Origin of the sequence: Brevibacterium ravenspurgense (assembly GCF_001584615.1) — a bacterium.
In the GTDB taxonomy this organism is placed as follows: Bacteria; Actinomycetota; Actinomycetes; order Actinomycetales; family Brevibacteriaceae; genus Brevibacterium; species Brevibacterium ravenspurgense.
The window spans coordinates 1-24,534 of sequence record NZ_LQQC01000008.1 but is presented as its reverse complement, the minus strand read 5'-3'; the positions used below and the strand labels follow the sequence as shown (position 1 = coordinate 24,534).

The window sequence follows — 24,534 nt, the reverse complement described above, 5'->3', positions numbered from 1 at the left end:
CCATCATCCGCGAGGAAACCGACCTCGACTACCACGCGCTCAACGCCATGCTCAACCTGTACGACAAGGACGGTCGTATCCAGTTTGAGCGCGACAAGCAGGCAGCGCGTCAGTTCTTCCTCCAGCACGTCAACAACAACACTGTCTTTTTCCACGACCTGGAAGAGAAGCTCAACTACCTCGTCGAACACCACTACTACGAAAAAGAGGTGCTCGACCAGTACTCGTTCGCGTTCATTTCGGAACTGTCCAAGCACGCGTACTCCAAGAAGTTCCGCTTCCAGACCTTCCTGGGTGCGTTTAAGTTCTACACGTCGTACACGCTGAAGACCTTCGACGGCAAGCGCTACCTGGAGCGCTTCGAAGACCGCGTTGTCATGGTGTCGCTGTTCCTTGCTCGCGGTGACGAAAAGCTTGCCCGCCAGCTTGTCGACGAAATCATCTCCGGCCGCTTCCAGCCTGCAACGCCCACGTTCCTCAACGCGGGCAAGAAGCAGCGCGGCGAAATGGTCTCCTGCTTCCTGCTGCGCATCGAAGACAACATGGAGTCCATCGGCCGTTCGGTCAACTCCGCCCTGCAGCTGTCCAAGCGCGGCGGCGGTGTGGCGTTCTGCCTGACCAACATCCGCGAAGCCGGCGCGCCGATCAAGAAGATCGAAAACCAGTCCTCGGGTGTCATCCCCGTCATGAAGATGCTCGAAGACGCGTTCTCCTACGCCAACCAGCTGGGTGCGCGTCAGGGTGCCGGTGCGGTGTACATGAACGCCCACCACCCGGACATCTACAGCTTCCTGGACACCAAGCGCGAAAACGCAGACGAAAAGATCCGCATCAAGACCCTCTCGTTGGGTGTGGTCATTCCGGACATCACGTTCCACCTGGCCAAGAAGAACGAGCCGATGTACCTGTTCAGCCCCTATGACGTCGAAAAGGTCTACGGGGTGCCGTTCACCGAAATCTCGGTGACGGAAAAGTACTACGAAATGGTCGACGACGCGCGGATCAAGAAGACCAAGATCAACGCGCGCGAATTCTTCCAGACGCTTGCTGAAATCCAGTTCGAATCGGGCTACCCGTACATCATGTACGAAGACACGGTGAACCGTGCGAACCCCATCAAGGGTCGCATCACCATGTCCAACCTGTGCTCGGAGATCCTGCAGGTGAACTCGGCTTCGACCTACAACGAGGACCTCACCTACAGCCACATCGGCAAGGACATTTCCTGCAACCTCGGTTCGCTCAACATTTCAGCGACCATGGACTCCGAAGACTTCGGACAGACCGTCGAGGTCGCCATCCGCGGTCTGACGGCAGTGTCGGAAACCTCGAACATCGCATCCGTGCCCTCGATTGAGCGCGGCAACTCGATGTCGCACGCCATCGGCCTGGGCCAGATGAACCTGCACGGCTACCTGGGCCGCGAGCGGATCCACTACGGTTCCGAAGAGGGTCTGGACTTCACCAACATGTACTTCTACACCGTGGCCTTCCACGCGGTGCGCGCATCCATGGAGATTGCCAAGGAACGCGGCCGCACCTTCGAAGGCTTCGAAGACTCGAAGTACGCCTCCGGTGAGTACTTCGACAAGTACACCGAACAGGAATGGAAGCCCCGCACCGAGCGTGTGGCGCAGATCTTCGAAGAAGCCGGTGTGCACATTCCCACGCAGGACGACTGGGCCAAGCTGCGCGACGAAGTCGCCAAGCACGGCATCTACAACCAGAACCTGCAGGCTGTGCCGCCCACGGGCTCGATTTCCTACATCAACAACTCGACCTCGTCGATTCACCCGATTGCCGCTCCGGTGGAAATCCGCAAGGAAGGCAAGATCGGCCGCGTGTACTACCCGGCACCGCACATGACGAACGACAACCTGGAGTACTTCCAGGATGCCTACGAAATCGGTCCGGAAAAGATCATCGACACCTACGCTGAGGCCACCCAGCACGTGGACCAGGGTCTGTCGCTGACGCTGTTCTTCAAGGACACCGCAACCACGCGCGATGTCAACAAGGCGCAGATCTACGCCTGGACCAAGGGCATCAAGACGGTCTACTACAGCCGCATCCGCCAGATGGCGCTGACCGGCACGGAAGTCGAAGGCTGCGTTTCCTGCATGCTGTGATCAGCTGTAGGGGAACAGAAGGGGATAACAGTGACACAGACACGTGACTTCGGACTGACCGACCGGGCCGAAGCGATCAACTGGAACCGCATCGAGGACGACATCGACCTCGAGGTGTGGGATCGACTCACATCGAACTTCTGGCTGCCGGAAAAGGTTCCGCTGTCCAATGACACCCAGTCGTGGGCCACGCTCAGCGACGACGAAAAGTGGATGACCATGCAGGTGTTCGCGGGGCTGACCCTGCTGGACACCATTCAGGGCACCATCGGCGCAGTGTCGCTGCTGCCGGATGCGCTGACACCGCACGAAGAGGCCGTGTACACCAACATCTGCTTCATGGAGTCGGTGCACGCGAAGTCGTATTCGTCGATCTTCTCGACCCTGTCGAGCACCCGTCAGATTGACGAGGTGTTCCGCTGGGCAAAGGAAGAGCCCACCCTGCAGAAGAAGGCGAAGGTCGTCACCGACCTGTACCACGGGGACGACCCGCAGAAGCGCAAGATCGCTTCCACCCTGCTGGAATCGTTCATGTTCTACTCGGGCTTCTACCTGCCGCTGTACTGGTCGTCACGCGCCAAACTGACGAACACGGCCGACCTCATTCGCCTCATCATTCGCGACGAGGCCGTGCACGGCTACTACATCGGGTACAAGTACCAGCAGAACCTCAAGAACGAATCCGAGCAGCGCCGTCAGGAGCTCAAGGACTTCACCTACGAAGTTCTGTTCGACCTGTACGAAAACGAAGTTGCCTACACCCACCTGATCTATGACCGGGTGGGCCTGGCTGAGGATGTTAAGAAGTTCCTCAACTACAACGCGAACAAGGCGCTCATGAACCTGGGGTATGAGGCCATGTTCCCGGCGGAAGTCACGGATGTGAACCCGGCGATTCTGTCTTCGCTCAACCCGAACGCGGACGAAAACCATGACTTCTTCTCGGGCAGCGGCTCCAGCTACGTCATCGGCAAGGCCGAATCCACCGAAGACGACGACTGGGACTTCTAAGCCCTCCGCCTCAGCGCGAACAGCAGCGGCCCGGAACTGTGAGAACAGTTCCGGGCCGCTGCTTTTTTGTGCCCTGGGCTTCGGTTTGTGCCCACACTCTGCCCGCGTTCTGCTGACTCTCTGCACGCATAGCGCCGGGCACCAAACTGGGGAGCCGGAAGTACCTTGCGGCCGCATTCCGGGCGCTCGGACGCGAACGCTTGCGGGTTTCATGGGCATTTTCATGTGTTCGATGGGTGCCTGTGATACGCGGTAACACTCTCGAAAGGTGAGACGCAAAGTGTGACTTCCGCTATGTGACGCGGAGTAAGCAGGAGGAACAGCCGGCGAGCAACGCGGTGCTGTTACAGGGGTCCGGCTGCTCGACCCCGCCACTCGGACCGATGAACAAAAACAGTAATACAAAGTTGAACTAACGTTTTATATGCGGTTTTGCTAATTTATTTCTAAGCGGTTTCACAGAACGCGCAACGTGTGCATCCAGGTGGATCGCGAAAAATGCTGAGGCTCCGGCCTTAAAACTGATGCAAAGGAATTGAATCCATGACTACGTTCTCTAAGGCCGTATGCGCGGCCTCAGTCGCGGCTGTTCTCGGACTCTCGATGGGTGTTTCCGCTCCGGCCGTCCTCGCTGAACCCGCTGTCGCTGCTCCTGCTAAGGCGAACATTGACTTCAACAAGGAGGGTTCGCTGACCCTCTTCAAGAAGAAGGGCGCTGAATCCGACACCCCTGCCACCGGTCAGGAAATGGAAGGCGTGCCGGGTGAGGCACTCAACGGTGTGACCTTCAAGATCACCAAGCTGAAGTTCGACCTTGAAAACGGCGACTGGACCACGTTCCCGAAGACCGCGGCTGACGTCCAGGAAAGCGACAAGACCACCACGACCTATGAAGAGACAACATCAGGTCAGGGTGAGGCCAAGTTCTCGGACCTGCCGCTGGGCATCTACCTGGTGGAAGAAACCAAAACCCCGGACGGCATCGTAGCCGGTGCTCCGTTCATCGTTTCGATCCCCATGGTGAACAAAGCTTCGGACGCGTGGAACTACGACGTCATCGCGTACCCCAAGAACTCCGAAACCAAGACCGAAAAGACCGTCAAGGATGCCGACAAGCACATCCAGGACGCCTACACCTACACCATCAAGGCTGACGCTCCCACCTGGGGTGAAGGCAAAGAACTAACCGCCTTCCGCTTTGAGGACCAGCTGGACAAGCGCCTCGACTTCCAGAAGGTGACCGAGGTCAAGGCCGGTAACACCGCTCTCGGCGAAGGTGACTACACCGTCAACAAACCTGCTGAAAACGGCAACAAGCTTGTCGTCACGCTGACCAAACAGGGTCTTGCCAAAGTGAAGTCCGGTGACAAGCTTTCGCTGACCTTCGAAACGAAGCGCAAGGAAGTCGGCGACACCACGGAACTGAAGAACCAGGCTGACGTCATCTTCAACAACCCGAACACCGGCAACGAAGTCAAGAACAAGACCAACGAAGTCGTCACCTACCACGGCAAGCTCAAGGTCGTGAAGAAGGACGGCAAGGAAACCGGCAAGGTCCTCGAAGGTGCTGAATTTGAGCTCTACCAGTGCACCTCGGCTGAAAACCTCGGGGCGCAGGTGACGGTGAAGAACGTTTCCAAGTGGACCACCGGGGCTGACGGCACCATCAGCATTGACGGCCTGCACGTTACGGACTTCGAGGACAACAAGGATGCCCCTGCAACCAAGAAGTTCTGCCTGAAGGAAACCAAGGCCCCGGCTGGCTACGTCCTGCCGGAAAAGAACGTCACCGAAATCGACTTCACCCGTGAAAACATTGCGAAGACTGGTGAGTTCGAAGGCGATGACGAGGTCACCCTCGTGTCCGAGATCGAGAACATCAAGCAGGACACCCCGAACCTGCCGATGACCGGTGGTGCGGGTGTCGGCCTCCTCGGCGCCCTTGGTGCCCTGATTGCCGCTGCCGGTGTGTGGTTCGCTCGCCGCAACGCCAAGCAGGCACAGGCCGAGTAAGACCCAGGGAAATCCATGAGCCCACTGGGCTCTGGACGGTGGGGCAGTGAACAGGTGCTGCGCACTGCCCCACACAAACCCACTCAGTGATAGACACCTGGGAGCCATGCGGTGGAGAACAGCCCCACATCAACTTTGAAGCGAACCGTCACGGACGGCCAGCCCGGCAAGGCGAAGAAGAACAGCCTGATGCTGCCGGCCATCGTGGTGATCCTCGGTTTGCTTGTGATGATGTACCCGGTTGTCTCCACCGCATGGAACAACTACGGAGCGTCAAAAGCTGCCAAAGAATACGCGCAGCTGGACCACGACACTCCCAAAGAAGTCAAGAATACGCAGTGGGACAAAGCGCACGAATACAACGAACAGCGTACTTCCGGCCCGATCCTCGACCCGTGGCTCAACGACATCAGCCCAGACAACCCCGAGTATGCGGAGTATCTGGACCAGCTGAGTGAGAACGATGCCATGGCTCGGCTTATCTTCCCGAAGATCGGTGCGGACCTTCCCATCTACCACGGAACTTCGGACGATGTTCTGCAGAGGGGACTGGGGCACCTGTACGGATCTGACCTTCCCATCGGCGGCAGAGGAACCCATTCGGTCATCACCGGACACACGGGACTGTCGAACGCCACCATGTTCGACAACCTCAGCAAAGCCGAAGAGGGCGACGCCTTCTACGTGCAGGTCTCAGGTCACAAGCTCAAGTACGAAATCGATCAGATCAAGGTGGTCCTTCCCGACCAAACCGAAGATCTGAGGCCGGACGAAAGCGGCGACTACATCACGCTGATCACGTGCACGCCCTACGGAGTGAACACGCACCGACTCTTGGTGCGCGGACACCAGGTTCCCCTGGAACCAGTGGACGAAGGTGTGTTCGATCAGAACCACAGCGGCGGATGGCAGTGGTGGATGTACGCGCTCATGGCAGCCGTACTGGCTATCGGTGCCGGCTTCGCCTGGTGGGCGCGACGACAGCGCAAGCTCAGCACTGCAGCAGCCAGCGCGAACGGCAACAGCAAGGGACTGTCTTCCGGCGCACAGAAGCAGTCGGATGACAACTACTGAACTTGGTGAACAGATGACTATGAAACGACACGCAGTGTCATGGGGCAGAACGGCAGCGGTGCTGCTGGCCGTATGCGCCATGCTCTGTGCTCTTGGTTTTGCGGGTGGCAGCCCCGCGCATGCCGCCAAAATTGTTGGGCAGGCGAGTTCGGGCAGCGGAAAGAACACTCCGGGCACTGACATCGTCACCATCACCATCAGCCCCGGCAATCCCGAAGACGACCACTCGCCGGCCGCCGGCAAGGTTTCCGGTGTGACTGTCAAACTTGAACGGCTGGAAGGCGTTTCGGCCGAGAACTCATCCGACATGAAGCGGGTCGAATCCGCCTCGGTCGATGATGTTTCCGCATGGCCGAAAGACCGCTCGTTCAGCAAGGTCACGAACGCTGCAGGATCCGCGAAGTTCGCAAGCCTGCCGAAGGGCATCTATCTGGCGAGCTCATCGGCGCCCGATGACAGCTACCGCGAGATCAACTCGTTCCTTGTAGCGGTCCCGTTCCACAGCGGACCGCAGGGCGATTCACCGGTTGAAGGCGTCATCGTCGCCAAATCACGCTCTCCCCAGGGCCCACCGCCGGGCAATGAACCTCCGCCAACGCCGCCTGTTGTGGATACACCGGAAAAGCCGAAGACCCCGCAGGGTCACGACCAGTCGATGCCCGTTACGGGTGCTCAGGTCACCATCATCGTCATCATCGCCGCCGTGCTCATCGGCGCCGGATTCATCATCATCGTTGCCAGCAGAAGAAAGTCAGAAGGTGGGAAGAAATGAGGCACACACTTCCATTCCGCCTGTCGAAAGAACAGCACACGGTCATGCGGGTGCTTGCCGTGTTCGCAGTGCTGGCAGCGCTCATCGCCAACGGACTCGCAGTCATTCCAGGCCCCACGCCCGCTCAGGCGCAGACGCAGAACATCCCGGTCAGCCCGGCGAAGCGAGACTTTGCGAACCTCAACGCGAATCCCGATCCGACATTTGAATTCACTGTTGGAGCAGATGCAACCGTCACGAGTCTGGACTTTTCGGTGTCCGGAAAGAATTGGGTGCAGGGCTATACGCTGACGGTCAATGGACGATCTCTTTCTCCTCAGATCAACACGAGCGGTAATCCGCGACAGAATTTCACGATCACCCATAACGGTTTGAACATTCCGGTGAAGAAGGGCGACATCGTCAAGCTGACGCCGGACTTCACTGCGCCAAAAGTTTCAGGCTCCGTGTCAGTGACGTTGCGTGGAACGCCATCTGGAACTACAACGCCTCCGACTGATCCAGACCCCACACCGAACCCGACGACGGTGACGCCGGCAGCTCCGACAGCAGTAGACCCAGCGACCGCCTCGCAGTGTGTGGAAAAGGGGTACATCAACATTCCCGACACAAAGGGTGTTGACTACTACATCTCAGACCAGAAGACGTCTGTCGGGCAGCACTTCTATGAAGGGCAGAAGGCCACCGTCAAGGTCACAGCCAAGGCGCAGTCTGGCTACCAGATTGCTTCTGGAGCAAAAACTGAATGGTCGTTCGACATGAGCGGTCAAGTGAAGACCTGCTCGGACGACCAGCCGCCACTGCCTGGCGACACAAATCGAAAGTTCACAGCCACTGGACACGGGTTCACACTGAATAGTGATCCGGTTAATCCAGATACGCCAAACGCTTTCACTGCAAAAGCTGGGGAAGACGCGCAGCTGAACTACATCACGGTGCGCATCAAAACTGACGCTACGTTCCTTGACCCGCAGCACTACCAGCTGACGGTCGACAAGATTGAAGACGGCGTGACGCTGCAGAAGCGCAACGTCAACATCGGCAACGGCTACATCGCAATGGACGTAGTGCCAGTGAAGAACGGCAAACAGGTCGACTCGGCGTTTCTGTCAAAAGAAGCAGTGTTCACGTTCACCAGTAACCTTCCTCAGAACAAGAACCTGGAAGTTGAGCTGAAGGCTTACGGGACGAAGGCTACAAATCCCATTGACCCAGGTATCATTTCACCGCCTGACGGAGCGAAATGGGTTCACGGGCGCGTTGCGAACCCTCAGATTCCCATGAGCTGTGGGCTGCGCATTGCGGTTGTCGCCGACTTGTCCACGTCGTTGCGGTATGCCGACGTCAATGGTTTTGAAGCGACCAAAACTGCAACAAACGCCTTTATTGACGCTCTTGCAGACACTCCCGCCGAACTCGGTATCTACAACTTTGCGAGCACTGCTCCAGCAAATGGTGCCGGATCGACCGCTGGCAATAACCCGCCCTATATTTCTATGCAGACAACGGCTGGAGTCAACCAGGCAAAACGTGTCGTCGGAAACTGGGCTTATAACTCGAATAACAGTGCGACGAACTGGCAAGCTGGTTTGCAGCAAGTCAAGGCTGGAAACTACGACGTCGTGTACTTCATTACTGACGGTATGCCTACGATGTCGTCCACGATCAAGAGCAAAGGCATCGGCGGAGAGTTTGTTCAGGCAAGTGCACTCAACGATGCAATTGACGCAGCGAATGAACTCAAAAAACAAGGCACCCGCGTTGTTCCCCTCATGGTCGATCTGACACTTGGTGGAAATACGGGTAAAGATTGGGTTGTTGAGCAGGACTACGTCCTCAAAGACATCAAACGCATCGATCTGCAGGCGGAAGTACCGCAACAAACCGGTGTCTACTACAGAATCAACTCCGGGATTCAAGGCGCGCGAGAAGCGAACTACAACGACAAGGAACGTAAAGGAACTCCGCAAAGCGGCGAACTCATTATGGCGAATCTGGAGCGAGCCGCGAAGCTGGCGCCGAACCGGGCACTGCAGGTGTTTGAGCGTACGTCTGACGGGAAGTCAGTGACCGTCACTTCGGACATGTCAAAGTGGACCTACGGGGCACGTTCTGTCAAGTTAATGGGCGAAGATATCTCCGGTGCAGGTGACACCGTCCGTATCGAGGGCTATGGACAACTCGCTGCGCAGATGAAAACGATCGCCCAGGAGCTGACCGAGAAGTGCAACGGTGAAGTGATCGTCAAGAAACGCATCGTCGATGAGAAGGGCAATGTGCTCAAAGATGGTGAGCCCGGTTGGGAATTCACTCTGTCCGCTAATGGCCAGAAGGTCATTGATCCCGGAAATGGTGAACTCGTCACGCAGTGGCGCAAAGTCACTTCGTCGCGGGACGAAGACAAGGGAACTGCCCGCTGGGGAATCCAGAGCGAGAAACAGCAGAAACTGACGCTTGCCGAGGTCCAGCAGCAGGGCTTCTCGCTGTACCAACGCGAAGGTAAGAACGCCGTCTGCGAGGAAACCCGCGACGGCAGTACCACAGAGATCCCGGTTGAGAACGTCGGCGAGTTCGGCTTCACCGTGAATATGAGTGAGAAAGACAAGAAGCTGTCACGCGTGTCATGCGTGGTTGACAACTACAAGACACCGGAAGCAACAGGAAAGCTGACCTTCAAAAAGGCCCAGTACGTTGACGGTGAGATCACAGAACTGGAAGGCCTGGGTGGTGCGACCTTTGAGATCTACCCGGCTAAGGACGGCAAGCCTGACTACAGTGCCGGAAAACCGCTGTGGACCATCAAGCCGGGTGAGGAATCTATCGAGGTGCAGACAACCGGTACGTTCTTCCTCGTGGAAACCAAAGCGCCGAAGGGACTGAACCTGCTGCCGCACCCGGTCATGTTCGAAATCGGAATGGACCAGGACACCAAGAAGTACAAGATTTCGGCAGGCAAGAGCAACGGCCTGATCGAAGCAAGCGGTACTGGAGACGCAATGATCCTGACGGTTTCTGACACCAAATCCGGTGAATTGCCCAAGACCGGCGGCAACGGCGTGGCATGGTGGGCTGCAGGCGGTATGGCCATCGCCGCGGCAGGTGCACTGCTCATGTACCGCAGGCGCGCCTGACACTCAGCCACAAACCTGACCGTCAGCACCAAGGCAACATAAACCGTACGCCGACAACAATTGAGGCCCGCACCCCAAGGGGTGCGGGCCTCAACGTTGAGCTGAACCTGGTCAGTCCTTCGCAGCCTTTGTCGATTTGCGCCACCAGTAGACAAGCATCAGAACAATGACCGCGGCTGCTGCGAGGATTGCCCACATCCACCACTGCCACTGCATACCGGAACCGTCAAACACGGAATCGTCACTGGGATCCATAGGAACCCGGTGTCCAGTCACCAGCAGGCGGTGCGTGTTGATGCCATAGGGCGTGCACGTAATGAGAGTGACCAGGTCCTTGTTCTCTTCCCTCCTGATGGAACTGGTATCAGAGGGTTCAACAACCTGAATATCGTCAACCTCGTACTTCAGCTTCTTACCGCTGACCGCAATGTAGAAAGCATCGCCCTTCTGCACCTTGTCGAGGTTGTCCCACATCGTCGCATCCTGCAGACCCGTGTGTGCCGACAGAGCAGAATGGCGACCCTCGCCCTTGCCCTTGCCTCCTACCGGGAAGTCCGTGCCGTACAGGTGACCGGCACCTCGGGTGAGTGCCTTTTCCGATGTTCCGTGGTAAATCGGCAAATCAGATTTGATAGACGGGATGACAATCCTGCCCAGCGCATCCGTTTCCGACAGCACCGACAGGTACTTTTCATAGCGCTTGTACTCGGGTGAATCTTCGTCATCCGATGTTGTCCAGGCATCTTGGACGCTGATTTGGCCCAAGTCTGCGTTGTAGGCGTGCGCGTCCTCCCACGCTGTGTTCAGTGCCTCGGGAGGAGCCTGCTTTTCCAGCTTCGAATACTCATCAGCTGCGCGGCGCTGCTGAAAGTTGTTCCACTGGGTGGCGGCAACAGGGTAGAGCAGCACTCCCAAGCCGACGACCACCAGAACAAAGGCGATAAGAGCATTGGCATTGATGCCCTTGCGCCTCTTCTTCGCCCGCTTGTCCCGCCTGTTCGGCGGTGCTGGCGTGTGATCGTCGTCGCGACCGGCGACCTCTGCGTTCGCCTGATCGCTCTCGTGAGAGTGCTGCTCCATATTCTCCTGCTATGAGTTCTAGGCCTGAGTGCCCTCAGTCGTTCCAGGCCCACACGTCTTCGCCGCGCAGAGTAACTTCTGCACCGCCGTCAACGTAGATCGTCTGACCGGCCATGTGGGTGTTGGCCGGCTCCGTGATCCAGATGAGCGCGTCAGCCACGGATTCTGGCGGCTGGTGGTAATTCAGCGGCATGGGAACCTGCTGGTCAACATACGCCGTCATCTCCGGTGTGGACAGAAGCTCTTCCGTCATGGGGGTCAGCACGGTGCCCGGAGCAATTGCGTTGACCGGAATACCGGCACCAGCCCATTCCTCAGAGATCGAAACACGGCGCACCCAGCGCGACAGAGCGCGCTTAGACGACGGGTAGGAAACGTAGCCGGTCATCGGAACATCCGACACGTGGCTTTCAGCGATTTCAAGAGCCTTGGCTTCGTCGCCGGCGAGCATCGCGTCGACAAGGGCGGGGTCATTCGGCTGCAGCGATGCCATCGACGACACGACAGCAACCCGCGGTGCTTCCGACTTCTTCAGAGCCGGCAGCAGAGCCTCAAGAAGCTCAACCACGCCGAAGTAGTTCACCGACACGGTCTTCGGAATGGGAGCGGCAATACCGGCGCAGGCGATAACAGCGTCAACTGTCCCACCGGCAAGTTCAACAGCGGAAGCGGCAGCCTGCGAACGGCCCTCCCGGGTGGACAGGTCAGCTTCAACATCAGCGTTCTTCAGGTCGATTCCGACAACGCGGTCACCGCGTTCACGCAGAATCTTGGCGGTCGTGGCACCGATACCCGAAGCCGAACCGGTGACAACATAGGTGCGGGTCATGGTCTCTGCCTTCCTCCGCCCAGTCAGCTGTGGGCGGTCAGTGTCATGACGGCGGTCTGCCGTCGATTCCAATTTAACCGGCTCAAGGCAAACACGGGCTGAAAATCCAGCGCGCAGACCACGCTCGCTTACGCAGTGGGACGCGGCCCGCTCAGGACCACGGCTCAACGCCCTGCTCAGAACTGGGCTGAGCAGCCCAAAACCGCACTCAGCAACCAGCGCCGCCCTCAGTAGCCCAGTCGAGCGTTTTCAAGGACCGGCAGCGCGCTCTTGGCCTTGTCGATCACGCCGAAGTCAATGTCTGTAACGATCAGCTGCTCACCCTGCCCGTCTTCCTGCGCGATCGGTGCGCCAAACGGGTCGACAACCAGCGAACCGCCCACACCCGTCGGGGCGTCAGCCGGCACCTCGACACCCGAAACCTTCGGATCAGCCTGGTCAACGGCAGAGACGATCATGTTGGAATCCAGCGCCCGAACCCGTGCCAGCAGATCCCACTGGTAGAGCTTGCCCGGGCCCGCACCCCAGGATGCGGACACCAGCGCCAACTGCGCACCCGCGCGGGAAAGCTCCGCAAACAGCTTCGGGAAGCGAATGTCGTAGCAGATGGCAAGACCGACGGTCACACCTTCGACGTCGACTGTGACAATGTCACTGCCCGGCTCCACCGTGTCGGACTCACGGAACCCAAAGGCGTCGTACAGGTGGATCTTTTCGTACGCTACGCGCCGGGCAGCAGGGGAGTAGACCGCCAGCTGATTGACCACACGATCCCCGTGCGCCAAGAACTCACCGGCGACAATCGTCAGTTCGTGCTCATCCGCAAGCGCCTGCATCCGCTCCTGCCACGCCGCGGCGTGCTGCCGGGTGTCCTCACGCAGCCCCGGGCCGAACGACCGCATCGTCGCCTCCGGAAACTGCACCAGGACAGCTCCGGCTTCAGCGGCCGAACGCACATAGTCCTCGACCTTGCTCACATTGGCCGAAACATCGGGAGTCGTATTGATCTGTGCAAGCGCAATCTTCATACGCTCACCGTACCCCCGCCGAGGTGGAGGGGACAGATCTGCCGACCTCCGCCTCGTGCGGGTAGGGAAAGCCGGCTCCGCACAGCGGAGCCTCAGAAGATCCGGCCGCGCAGATCCTCGACGGCAGCCCGGTACTCGCCTTCCAGACGGTCCACGAGCGAGGCAACCGGCAGCTTTTCGCACACCGCGCCAATACCCTGGCCGGAGCCCCAAATGTCCTTCCACGCCTTCGACTTCGACGACCCACCGCTGCCGAAGTTCATCTTCGAAGGATCAGATTCGGGCAGATTGTCCGGGTCCATGCCGGCAGCCTCAATCGAACCGCGCAGATAGTTGCCGTGCACTCCCGTGAACAGGTTCGAGTACACAACGTCGCTGGCGCCGGAATCCACAATCATGTCGCGGTAGCCTTCAACAACATTCGCTTCGGGGCTGGCCAAGAACGCCGAACCGACATAGGCGAAGTCCGCTCCCGCGGCCTGCGCGGCCAGAACTGAGGTTCCGTGGGCGATGCTTCCCGACAGCAGCAGGGGACCGCCGAACCATTCGCGGATCTCACGGATGAGCGCAAACGGCGACAGCGCACCCGCGTGCCCGCCAGCCCCGGCGGAGACAGCAACCAGACCATCAGCGCCCTTCTCAATGGCCTTGTGGGCAAAGCGGTTGTTGATGACATCGTGCAGCACAATGCCGCCATAGGAATGGACGGCCTCATAGACGTCTTCGCGTGCACCCAGCGAGGTGATGACAATCGGAACCTTGTGGTCCACAACAACGCCGAGGTCGTGCTCAATGCGGTCATTGGAGCGGTGCACGATGAGGTTCGCGGCAAACGGGCCCACCGGAGTGCCGGGGTTGTTCTTCGCGAACTCGGCATTCGATTCGCTGATCTCGTCAAACCAGTCCGACAGCGCCTCCTGGGGGCGGGCGTTGAGCGTGGGGAAAGAGCCGATGATTCCCGCCTGGCACTGAGCCTTGACGAGCTCGGGGCCCGATGCGATGAACATGGGGGATGCCACGATCGGCAGGCGCAGATCAGCGCGCAGCTGTTCGGGAAGTTCGGTGCGTTCGACAGTCATGAAGCTCCTTCGATCTGAGTGTCCGACATCACTTTAGACGACAAACGCCCCGCCGGTGGGCGGGGCGTTCGCATGCTGGTCAGGGTGAGCTGATCAGCAAGTTCTTTGAGGGGCGGCCGGGGCCGGCTGGCGCTTCGGCTGGTTGACCGGCTTGTTCACCGGTTTGTCAGCGGTCCTTGAATTCGGGCTTGCGCTTCTCAACGAAAGCGCCCATGCCTTCCTTCTGGTCTTCTGTAGCCAGCGAGGAGTGGAACAGACGACGCTCGTACACCAGACCCTGGTCGAGCGTGGTTTCGAATGCCGCGTTGACGGCCTCCTTCACCATGGCCGAAGCAATAAGCGACTTCGATGCGATGACGCCAGCTGCTTCGCGGGCCGTGTCCATGAGTTCGTCATGCGGCACAACGCGAGCCACGAGGTTCGATTCGAGGGCTTCGTCCGCCTTGATGAAACGGCCGGTCAGGCACAGGTCCATTGCCTTGGCCTTGCCGATCGCGCGGGTCAGGCGCTGCGATCCGCCCATGCCCGGCAGAACGCCGAGGTTGATCTCCGGCTGGCCGAACTGAGCGCGGTCCGAGGCGATGATGAAGTCGCACATCATCGCCAGTTCGCAGCCGCCACCCAGGGCGTAGCCGTTGACGGCTGCAATGATCGGCTTGCGGACCTCACGCAGGCGGTTCCAGCCGACGAAGAAGTCTTCGCGGTAGGCCTCGGCGAATTCGAGCGAAGCCATTTCCTTGATGTCAGCACCGGCTGCGAATGCCTTGTCGCCGTCACCGGTGATGATGATTGCGCGGACGTCATCAGAGGCGTCGAACTCAGCAAGAGCTGCCGTGACGTCCTTCATGACCTGCGAGCTCAGCGGGTTCATGGGCCCCGGAGCCAGAGTGATGGTGCCGATCTTGTCCGAAATGTCGACCTTGATGGTTTCGTACTGGGTCACTGGAAAACCTTTCGTGCTGCGGGTTCTGTCAGGACTTCCTGGACGAGTTCGCTGCTGACTTCCTCCAGGGTGGCCGGCTTCCACTGCGGGTTGCGGTCCTTGTCGATGACCTGGGCGCGGATGCCCTCGGCCAGGTCGTTGTGCTTGCCGAGGTTGATGCCGGTGCGCAGGTCGCGCTCCAGGACCTCTTCGAGGCTCATGTCGCCGGCGGTGCGGATCGATTCGAAAGTCACCTTCAGGCTCAGCGGCGACTTCGTTTCGATGAGATCAGCCGTTTTGGCGCCCCATTCGGTGCCCAGAGCGCGCAGGCGCTCAAGGATTTCCTCGACCGAACCGGCAGAGAATGCGTGGTCGATAGCTTCGCGGTGCTCAGCGAGTTCATCAGCCGGAGCTTCCGAGGAGAACTGCTTGAGAACGGCCTCGGCTTCTGCCGGACGCTTGGCCAGTTCGGCTGCGACCTCATCGAGCTTGGCGTCTTCGATGTAGTAGTCAGCAAGACCGGCGGCAAGTGCGGCCCCCGCGCCGACCGGCAGACCGGTCAGGCCCAGGTACATGCCAACCGCACCGGGAGCCTGCGCCAGCAGGTAAGTACCGCCGACGTCCGGGAAAAGGCCGATGGTGGTCTCCGGCATGCCGATCTTGGTGCTGTCGGTGACAACGCGGTGCGAACCGTGCACCGAAATGCCAACGCCGCCGCCCATCGTGATGCCGTTCATGAACGCCACATAGGGCTTGGGGAAGCGGGCGATCCGGTCGTTCATCACGTACTCTTCGCCGAAGAACTGCAGGTTCGCGTCGGTGCCGTCGAGCAGGGAAGCGTGGATGGCCTTGATGTCACCGCCGGCGCACAGGCCGCGCTCGCCGCGGCCGGTGACGAGCACAGCCTTGATCGAATCGTCGTCCTGCCACTTGGCCAGGGCCTCGTTGACGATGTCGATCATTTCCTGGTTGAGCGCGTTGATTGCACGCGGCTTGTTCAGTTCAATGCGTCCCAGGCCGCCTTCGGCGCTGAGGACGACGGGGGTTTCTTCACTCAACTTATGCAACTCCTGTGCTCTTGCGCGAAATGATGACGCGCATGATTTCGTTCGTGCCTTCAAGGATCTGGTGTACGCGCAGGTCGCGGACCAGCTTCTCCACACCGTACTCGTGCAGGTAGCCGTAGCCGCCGAACAGCTGGAGGGCACGGTTGGCAACATCAAAGCCGGTGTCGGTGGCCTTGAGCTTGGCCATCGCCGACAGCAGGGTCGTGTTTTCGTGCTTCGCGTCGTAGGCCTGGGCGGCGCGCCACAGGAGCGAACGGGCGGCTTCGAGGTCGGCCTGCATCTGGGCGACTTCAAAACGCAGTGCCTGGAACTGGTTGAGGTCCTGGCCGAATGCCTGACGTTCACCCAAGTACTGCACGGCCTTTTCCAGTGCCGACTGGCCACCGCCGAGCGATGCGGCGCCGATGTTGAGGCGACCGCCGTCCAGACCGCTCATAGCGGCCTTGAAGCCTTCACCTTCCTCGCCGACCAGGTTTTCCACGGGAACGCGAACGTTTTCCATGATGACCTGGCGGGTGGGCTGTGCGTGCCAGCCCATCTTGATTTCGTCGGGTCCGAAGTCCAGGCCCTCCATGCCCTTTTCCAGGATGAAGGCCGAGATTCCGCGGGCGCCGTCCTGGCCGGTGCGTGCCATGACCAGGTAGACGTCGGATGCGCCGGCACCGGAAATGAACTGCTTGACGCCGTTGAGGATGTAGTGGTCGCCGTCGCGACGGGCCGAGGTGCGCAGACCGGCCGCGTCGGAACCGGCGTTCGGTTCGGTCAGACCGTGGCTGGCAAGGTTTTCGAAGGTCACGAGCTTCGACAGGTAGCGCTCGTGCTGGTCTTCGTTGCCGAATCGTTCGATGACCGAGGCGACCATGTTGTGAATCGAGATGTACGAAGCAACCGCGGGGCAGCCGGTCGACAGGTTTTCGAAGATGAGAGCTGCGTCCATACGGCCCAGGCCGGAACCGCCCTTGTCTTCGTCAATGTAGATGCCGCCCATGCCCAGGTCCGCGGTCGACTTGATGACGTCGACGGGGAAGTGCGAATTGGCATCCCATTCGAGAGCGTGTGGTGCCAGCTGTTCGTCTGCGAACTCGCGGCACATGTTCGCAAGTTCGAGCTGGTCATCGCTCAGGCCGAAGGGCAGAGAAGCCGCAGTGCTGCGTGCCATGTTGTTGCCTCCAAAATTTAGTAGGACGTCAAACAAAGTCGCCGCCAGTGTAGCCGGTGTCACACCTTTTCGTCACACGCACCGGTGCTGGGCATCTGCCGGGGGAGTGAACATTCGGTGCACGAGGTCCCGGGAGGGCCGAGATGGAGGGAGGGGGCGAGGCGTCGGGAGGGTGAAGTGGAGAGAGGCGAGGTGTCGGGAGGGTGAGGTGGAAAGGGGCGAGGTGCCGCGACCGGGGGAGTGCTCAGTCTTCGGCCAGCGCTGTACGGTGCTCGGCCAGCAGCTGCAGCAGCAGGTCCATGCGCTCGCCCTCAATGCCCGGGTGGGTGAACACTTCGCGGTTCAGCGCGTCTGTTGCAGCGAGCGAGAGTTCGCGGCCAGCCTTGGTCAGCTGCACAATCGTCGACCGGCCGTCTTCCGGATGCGGGATGCGTTTGACGAGTCCCGCCCGCTCCAGCCTGTCCACTGCGTTCGTCGTCGAGGTCGGGTGAACCTGCAGACGGCGAGAGACGACGGACATCGGAAGCTCGCCGTGGCTGCTGAAGCGCAGAAGGGTCAGGAGTTCGTACCGCGCAAAGGTTAGTTTCAACGGCCGCAGGGCACGGTCAATGCGCGCCATGAGCAGCTGCTGGGAGCGCATGATGCTGGTGGTCAGCGTCATGCCGTCAGCCGCTTCGGCGTAGCCGTGGGCTTCCCACTGGCGCCGTGCTTCCCGGATCGGGTCGAAGTTCTCAGCCATAGTCGGGCTGAGTCTATGGTGCTTGTGTGGTCGAGCGCACATCCGCGTGTTTGGGCGGGCCGCCGCGCCATGTCATAAGCAGGTCAATGCGCCTAGATATAAGCAGTGCGATGATGGCTGTATGTGTGGTCGCGTGAATATGGCGGTGGATCCGGCGTCGTTGGTTGATGAGCTCGATGTCGACTCTTTCCGCTGGAACGTGCCCGAAAGCTATAACGTGCCTCCCGGCTCGCCCCTGCCGATCATCCTCGACCGCGTCGATGCGGACGGGCGGGTGACGAGGCGGCTGGAGGCGGCCCGCTGGGGGCTGGTTCCAGGGTGGGCTAAAGACGACAAGATCGGCTTCCGCGCATTCAATGCCCGGTCGGAAACCGTTGACTCCAAGCCCATGTTCCGGTCGGCCTTTACATCCAGGCGCTGTGCGGTTGCCGTCAATGGCTACTACGAATGGGAAAAGACCGAATCCGGCAAACAGCCTTGGTACAAGCATGCCGACGGTGATGACTGGATTTTCATGGCGGGTCTGTTTGAACTGCGCCAGCAGCCGCCGGAGCAGGTTGATCAGTCAGAGGCAGATCCGTCCGTGCTTGACGGGTGGTTGGTTTCGACAACCATGTTGACGCTGCCTGCACGCGGCCATCTGGAGCAGGTGCACCACCGCATGCCTCTTTTCTTAGAACGGGATCAGATAGGGCAGTGGCTCAACCCGGCGGTTGATTCAAAAGCTGACACCGGACACCTGCTTGAAGGGCTCTTGGGTGGTGTAGACCCGGACCGCATCAAGAGGCACGAGGTGGGTGCCGAGGTGGGCAATGTCCGCAATAACTGGCCAGGTCTCGCTGATCCCGCTTAAGTGAGGGGTAGGACAGTGTCTTCCCTGGTGGCGGTATACGAAGCGTGGCGCACCTCACTCGAATTCGGCTTGCAAAGCTGAATGCGGTCGGTCTAGAGTTATATCTCGTTCCCAGGAGCGCGGAAGCGGTCCGGAACGGACGAAGATTAACTGCAGCGAATCAAGGATTTGCAGGCAGATGAACTTCAGGCTAAGATAGCCAAGCGCTCAAATCGCTGAGCGCGAGACTTTCACCTTTGATGAAGTGCTCACTGTGGTGGGTGTGGATTTTTTGTGTGTCTGTTCTTTGTCAACTCAATAGCGTGTTTGTTTGTTTCGTGGTGCCAGATATTTTTTGTTTCTGGCCATGGAATTTTTTGATTTGTAGCAGGATGATGCTGGCAGCACTTGGTGTTGTTGGTGTTGTTTTTGTTCTTGTCAGTTTTCTTTTGGTTGGGATCTTTTCTTTCTTTTTGTTTTTAGTGGAGAGTTTGATCCTGGCTCAGGACGAACGCTGGCGGCGTGCTTAACACATGCAAGTCGAACGCTGAAGCTTGGTGCTTGCACTGGGTGGATGAGTGGCGAACGGGTGAGTATCACGTGAGTAACCTGCCCCTGACTTCGGGATAAGCCTGGGAAACTGGGTCTAATACCGGATATGACCATCTTTCGCATGTTGGGTGGTGGAAAGTTTTTCGGTTGGGGATGGGCTCGCGGCCTATCAGTTTGTTGGTGGGGTAATGGCCTACCAAGACGACGACGGGTAGCCGGCCTGAGAGGGCGACCGGCCACACTGGGACTGAGACACGGCCCAGACTCCTACGGGAGGCAGCAGTGGGGAATATTGCACAATGGGGGAAACCCTGATGCAGCGACGCCGCGTGGGGGATGACGGCCTTCGGGTTGTAAACCTCTTTCAGTAGGGAAGAAGCCTTTGGGTGACGGTACCTGCAGAAGAAGTACCGGCTAACTACGTGCCAGCAGCCGCGGTAATACGTAGGGTACAAGCGTTGTCCGGAATTATTGGGCGTAAAGAGCTCGTAGGTGGTTTGTCGCGTCTGCTGTGGAATCGTGCCGCTTAACGGTGCGCGTGCAGTGGGTACGGGCAGACTGGAGTGCAGTAGGGGAGTCTGGAATTCCTGGTGTAGCGGTGAAATGCGCAGATATCAGGAGGAACACCGGTGGCGAAGGCGGGACTCTGGGCTGTTACTGACGCTGAGGAGCGAAAGCATGGGGAGCGAACAGGATTAGATACCCTGGTAGTCCATGCCGTAAACGTTGGGAACTAGGTGTGGGGTCCATTCCACGGATTCCGCGCCGTAGCTAACGCATTAAGTTCCCCGCCTGGGGAGTACGGCCGCAAGGCTAAAACTCAAAGGAATTGACGGGGGCCCGCACAAGCGGCGGAGCATGCGGATTAATTCGATGCAACGCGAAGAACCTTACCAGGGCTTGACATGCACTGGAATCGCCTAGAGATAGGTGCGCCCTTCGGGGCTGGTGTACAGGTGGTGCATGGTTGTCGTCAGCTCGTGTCGTGAGATGTTGGGTTAAGTCCCGCAACGAGCGCAACCCTCGTTCTATGTTGCCAGCACGTGATGGTGGGAACTCATAGGAGACTGCCGGGGTCAACTCGGAGGAAGGTGGGGATGACGTCAAATCATCATGCCCTTTATGTCTTGGGCTTCACGCATGCTACAATGGTCGGTACAGAGGGTGGCGATGCCGTGAGGTGGAGCGAATCCCTTAAAGCCGGTCTCAGTTCGGATCGTAGTCTGCAACTCGACTACGTGAAGTCGGAGTCGCTAGTAATCGCAGATCAGCAACGCTGCGGTGAATACGTTCCCGGGCCTTGTACACACCGCCCGTCAAGTCACGAAAGTCGGTAACACCCGAAGCCGGTGGCCTAACCCTTGTGGGGGGGGAGCCGTCGAAGGTGGGACCGGTGATTGGGACTAAGTCGTAACAAGGTAGCCGTACCGGAAGGTGCGGCTGGATCACCTCCTTTCTAAGGAGCAACACATACAAACACACTCCTAAAAACCACTGTCACTTGGTGGTTGGTTGTGGGGTGTGTTGTGGTAAGCCCTGACATCCATGGTGGGTGTGTGGGGTGCTCATGGGTGGAACACTGCGAAACTTCTGCACTGACGTACTGCTCAGGGTGCTCGTGGATGGAGTGCTTGTGTGTGGTGTGTGGGTGTGGGCAGGCACGCTGTTGGGTTGTGGGAGAACAGGCCTGCACGCTCTTGTGGGGTGTGTGGTTGTTGTCTCTTTCCACTGCCATGGATTGCTGTTCCCTGTGTTGGGGGTGGTGGTTCGGGTGTGTGGTGGTTGTTTGTTTTGTGAATAGTGGACGCGAGCATCTGGCAGCCACGCGCGTTTGTGTGTGGTTGTTGTGATTTTGTTTGTTTTTGTGTTTCTTGTGTTATTCGTCTTGTCACCCTGACGTGCATGTGAGCCTTTTGGGGTTGTGTGTGCCTGTGTGGGGTGGTGAGTGTTCAAGGGCGCATGGTGGATGCCTTGGCATCAAGAGCCGATGAAGGACGCGGTAATCTGCGATAAGCCTCGGGGAGTTGGTAAACGAGCTGTGATCCGAGGGTGTCCGAATGGGGAAACCTCGCTGCGTGTTGTGCGTAGTGACCACAGGGTGAATGTATAGCCTTGTTGGGGGTGACGTGGGGAAGTGAAACATCTCAGTACCCATAGGAAGAGAAAATAATAATGATTCTGTTAGTAGTGGCGAGCGAACGCGGAAGAGCCTAAACCGTGTGTGTGTCAAGCGTGCTGGTGTTGCATGCGCGGTGTTGTGGGGCCAATCGTCCTAGTTCAGCATGGCTGGGGCATGGATGCAGTGTGGTAGGTGAACAGGTTGGGAAGCCTGACCGGAGTGGGTGAGAGTCCCGTAGCTGAAACTGCGCTGGTTTGTGTGTGTTGGTGCCCGAGTAGCACGGTACTCGTGGAATGTCGTGTGAATCTGCCAGGACCACCTGGTAAGGCTGAATACTCTTGGTGACCGATAGCGGATAGTACCGTGAGGGAATGGTGAAAAGTACCCCGGGAGGGGAGTGAAAGAGTACCTGAAACCGTGTGCCTACAATCCGTCAGAGTCCTCTTGTGGGGTGATGGCGTGCCTTTTGAAGAATGAGCCTGCGAGTTAGAGGCATGTGGCGAGGTTAACCCGTGTGGGGAAGCCGCAGCGAAAGCGAGTCCGAACAGGGCGGTCAGTCGTGTGTCCTAGACCCGAAGCGGAGTGATCTAGCCATGGGCAGGGTGAAGCGCCGGTAAGACGGCGTGGAGGCCCGAACCCACCTAGGTTGAAAACTGGGGGGATGATCTGTGGTTAGGGGTGAAAGGCCAATCAAACTCTGTGATAGCTGGTTCTCCCCGAAATGCATTTAGGTGCAGCGTTACGTGGTGCTTTGCGGAGGTAGAGCGACTGGATGACTGATGGGCCCGCGAGGGTTACTGACGTCAGCTAAACTCCGAATGCCGTGAAGTCAGCGTGGCAGTGAGACTGCGGGGGATAAGCTTCGTAGTCGAGAGGGAAACAGCCCAGACCATCAACTAAGGTCCCTAAGCGTGTGCTCAGTGGAAAAGGATGTGGAGTTGCAGTGACAACCAGGAGGTTGGCTTAGAAGCAGCCACCCTTGAAAGAGTGCGTAATAGCTCACTGGTCAAGTGATTCCGCGCCGATAATGTAGCGGGGCTTAAGCACACCACCGAAGTTGTGGCAAAAACATGTTCAACCGATAACTCGGGTGTTTTTGGGTAGGGGAGCGTCGTGTGGCCGGTGAAGCTGCGAAGTGATTCAGTGGTGGAGGCTATACGAGTGAGAATGCAGGCATGAGTAGCGAAAGACGGGTGAGAAACCCGTCCGCCGAATGACCAAGGGTTCCAGGGCTAGGTTAATCCGCCCTGGGTTAGTCGGGACCTAAGGCGAGGCCGACAGGCGTAGTCGATGGACAACGGGTTGATATTCCCGTACCAGTGAAGAACCGTCCATACCGAAGAATCTGATACTAACCAGTGCCACACCCGCAACAGACTCCTTTGGAGTGTGTGTGGTGTGTGGTGGTGGGACCTGAGGGTTTTGTAGGTAAGCGTGTTAACAGGTGTGACGCAGGAAGGTAGCCGGGCCGTGCGATGGTTGTCGCGGTCTAAGGTTGTAGGCCGTGTGGTTGGCAAATCCGCCACACACTAGGGCTGAGAGCTGATGGGCGCCCCACACGTGGTGGGGTGATCCGGTGATCCTCTGCTGCCAAGAAAAGCATCGACGTGAGGTTCAAACTGCCCGTACCCTAAACCGACTCAGGTGGTCAGGTAGAGAATACCAAGGCGATCGAGATAATCGTGGTTAAGGAACTCGGCAAAATGCCCCCGTAACTTTGGAAGAAGGGGGACCACCCCGGTGAACAACCCTTGCGGTTGGATGTGCTGGTGGTGGTCGCAGAGGCCAGAGAGAAGCGACTGTTTACTAAAAACACAGGTCCGTGCGAAGACGTAAGTCGATGTATACGGACTGACGCCTGCCCGGTGCTGGAAGGTTAAGAGGATCTGTTAGAACCTTGGTTCGAAGCGGAGAATTTAAGCCCCAGTAAACGGCGGTGGTAACTATAACCATCCTAAGGTAGCGAAATTCCTTGTCGGGTAAGTTCCGACCTGCACGAATGGCGTAACGACTTCTCTGCTGTCTCAACCGCGAACTCGGCGAAATTGCATTACGAGTAAAGATGCTCGTTACGCGCAGCAGGACGGAAAGACCCCGAGACCTTCACTATAGTTTGGTATTGGTGTTCGGTGTGGCTTGTGTAGGATAGGTGGGAGACGGTGAAGCATGCACGCCAGTGTGTGTGGAGTCATTGGTGAAATACCACTCTGGCCATAGTGGATTCCTGAACTTCGGACCCTGATCGGGTCCAGGGACAGTGCCTGATGGGTAGTTTAACTGGGGCGGTTGCCTCCCAAAGAGTAACGGAGGCGCCCAAAGGTTCCCTCAGCCTGGTTGGCAATCAGGTGGTGAGTGTAAGTGCACAAGGGAGCTTGACTGTGAGACGGACGTGTCGAGCAGGAGCGAAAGCTGGGACTAGTGACCCGGCCATGGCTTGTGGAAGCGTGGTCGCTCAACGGATAAAAGGTACCTCGGGGATAACAGGCTGATCTTGCCCAAGAGTCCATATCGACGGCATGGTTTGGCACCTCGATGTCGGCTCGTCGCATCCTGGGGCTGGAGTCGGTCCCAAGGGTTGGGCTGTTCGCCCATTAAAGCGGTACGCGAGCTGGGTTTAGAACGTCGTGAGACAGTTCGGTCCCTATCCGCTGCGTGCGTAGGAAATCTGAGAAGGGCTGTCCTTAGTACGAGAGGACCGGGACGGACGAACCTCTGGTGTGCCAGTTGTACCGCCAGGTGCATGGCTGGTTGGCTACGTTCGGGAAGGATAACCGCTGAAAGCATCTAAGCGGGAAGCCTGCTTCAAGATGAGATTTCCCCTGAGGTGTCCAGTAGACGACTGGGTTGATAGGCCAGATGTGGAAGCACAGCAATGTGCGCAGCTGACTGGTACTAATACACCAATCACTCACCCAACAACCCACACCATTGTGTGGGGTGCCAAGGCGAGTAACACAACAAACACCAACAAACAATCACTGTTTGTTCGCGTCCACAA

Annotated in this window: 15 protein-coding genes and 2 rRNA genes; 9 read left to right on the top strand and 8 right to left on the bottom strand. The window is 58.5% G+C overall.

The window, feature by feature from the left end:
* Nucleotides 1-2 precede the first annotated feature (2 nt).
* The 6 genes from nrdE (at nt 3) to Bravens_RS03235 (ending at nt 10,130) form a co-directional block, all read left to right on the top strand.
* Entirely contained in the window at nt 3-2,129 is a 2,127-nt protein-coding gene (gene nrdE / locus Bravens_RS03260; protein ID WP_425304148.1) for a class 1b ribonucleoside-diphosphate reductase subunit alpha, read from the top strand.
* A gap of 30 nt (nt 2,130-2,159) precedes the next feature.
* Nucleotides 2,160-3,140 carry a class 1b ribonucleoside-diphosphate reductase subunit beta gene (nrdF, locus tag Bravens_RS03255; RefSeq protein WP_176745028.1) on the top strand — a complete coding sequence of 327 codons (981 nt, stop codon included), beginning with the start codon at nt 2,160-2,162 and terminating at the stop codon, nt 3,138-3,140.
* A 543-nt stretch (nt 3,141-3,683) separates the two neighbouring features.
* Complete coding sequence (locus Bravens_RS03250; RefSeq protein WP_062020249.1) at nt 3,684-5,153, top strand: SpaH/EbpB family LPXTG-anchored major pilin; 1,470 nt, start codon at nt 3,684-3,686, stop codon at nt 5,151-5,153.
* A 135-nt stretch (nt 5,154-5,288) separates the two neighbouring features.
* Complete coding sequence (locus Bravens_RS03245) at nt 5,289-6,227, top strand: class C sortase (RefSeq protein ID WP_062020247.1); 939 nt, start codon at nt 5,289-5,291, stop codon at nt 6,225-6,227.
* A gap of 13 nt (nt 6,228-6,240) precedes the next feature.
* A complete protein-coding gene (locus Bravens_RS03240) occupies nt 6,241-6,999 on the top strand; it encodes an isopeptide-forming domain-containing protein (protein ID WP_209435913.1) in 759 nt (252 codons plus the stop codon).
* Nucleotides 6,996-10,130, top strand: a complete 3,135-nt coding sequence (locus Bravens_RS03235; protein WP_244878106.1) for a SpaA isopeptide-forming pilin-related protein — start codon at nt 6,996-6,998, stop codon at nt 10,128-10,130. Before Bravens_RS03240 ends, Bravens_RS03235 begins: the two co-directional genes overlap by 4 nt.
* A 111-nt stretch (nt 10,131-10,241) precedes the next feature.
* Here the strand turns inward: Bravens_RS03235 and Bravens_RS03230 are convergent, their stop codons facing one another.
* The 8 genes from Bravens_RS03230 to Bravens_RS03195 form a co-directional block, all read right to left on the bottom strand.
* Nucleotides 10,242-11,210 carry a class C sortase gene (locus tag Bravens_RS03230; RefSeq protein WP_209435912.1) on the bottom strand — a complete coding sequence of 323 codons (969 nt, stop codon included), beginning with the start codon at nt 11,208-11,210 and terminating at the stop codon, nt 10,242-10,244.
* Nucleotides 11,211-11,244: 34 nt separating this feature from the next.
* Nucleotides 11,245-12,039, bottom strand: a complete 795-nt coding sequence (locus Bravens_RS03225; protein WP_062020244.1) for an SDR family NAD(P)-dependent oxidoreductase — start codon at nt 12,037-12,039, stop codon at nt 11,245-11,247.
* A gap of 227 nt (nt 12,040-12,266) precedes the next feature.
* Nucleotides 12,267-13,067, bottom strand: coding sequence for a nitrilase-related carbon-nitrogen hydrolase (locus Bravens_RS03220; RefSeq protein WP_062020241.1), 801 nt, complete (start codon nt 13,065-13,067; stop codon nt 12,267-12,269).
* Between the two features lie 92 nt (nt 13,068-13,159).
* On the bottom strand, nt 13,160-14,146 hold the full coding sequence (locus Bravens_RS03215) for an NAD(P)H-dependent flavin oxidoreductase (protein ID WP_062020239.1): 987 nt from the start codon (nt 14,144-14,146) through the stop codon (nt 13,160-13,162).
* Nucleotides 14,147-14,312: 166 nt separating this feature from the next.
* Nucleotides 14,313-15,089, bottom strand: coding sequence for an enoyl-CoA hydratase-related protein (locus Bravens_RS03210; protein WP_062020238.1), 777 nt, complete (start codon nt 15,087-15,089; stop codon nt 14,313-14,315).
* Nucleotides 15,086-16,126: an enoyl-CoA hydratase/isomerase family protein gene (locus Bravens_RS03205; protein ID WP_062020236.1), complete on the bottom strand. Its 1,041-nt coding sequence runs from the start codon at nt 16,124-16,126 to the stop codon at nt 15,086-15,088. The genes Bravens_RS03210 and Bravens_RS03205 overlap by 4 nt, the downstream gene beginning before the upstream one ends.
* 1 nt (nt 16,127) lies before the next feature.
* Nucleotides 16,128-17,294: an acyl-CoA dehydrogenase family protein gene (locus Bravens_RS03200; protein ID WP_062020234.1), complete on the bottom strand. Its 1,167-nt coding sequence runs from the start codon at nt 17,292-17,294 to the stop codon at nt 16,128-16,130.
* Nucleotides 17,295-17,538: 244 nt separating this feature from the next.
* The gene (locus Bravens_RS03195; protein WP_062020232.1) at nt 17,539-18,033 is read right to left on the bottom strand and encodes a MarR family winged helix-turn-helix transcriptional regulator; all 495 of its coding nucleotides are present in this window, start codon (nt 18,031-18,033) and stop codon (nt 17,539-17,541) included.
* A 121-nt stretch (nt 18,034-18,154) separates the two neighbouring features.
* Between Bravens_RS03195 and Bravens_RS03190 the strand changes: the two genes are divergently transcribed.
* The 3 genes from Bravens_RS03190 (at nt 18,155) to Bravens_RS03180 (ending at nt 24,452) form a co-directional block, all read left to right on the top strand.
* Nucleotides 18,155-18,886 carry an SOS response-associated peptidase gene (locus tag Bravens_RS03190; protein WP_082791002.1) on the top strand — a complete coding sequence of 244 codons (732 nt, stop codon included), beginning with the start codon at nt 18,155-18,157 and terminating at the stop codon, nt 18,884-18,886.
* A 458-nt stretch (nt 18,887-19,344) separates the two neighbouring features.
* Nucleotides 19,345-20,873: ribosomal RNA gene (locus Bravens_RS03185) — 16S ribosomal RNA — on the top strand.
* Nucleotides 20,874-21,356: 483 nt separating this feature from the next.
* Nucleotides 21,357-24,452, top strand: a 23S ribosomal RNA gene (locus Bravens_RS03180).
* The 16S and 23S rRNA genes sit together here, the layout of an rRNA operon.
* Nucleotides 24,453-24,534: the final 82 nt, after the last annotated feature.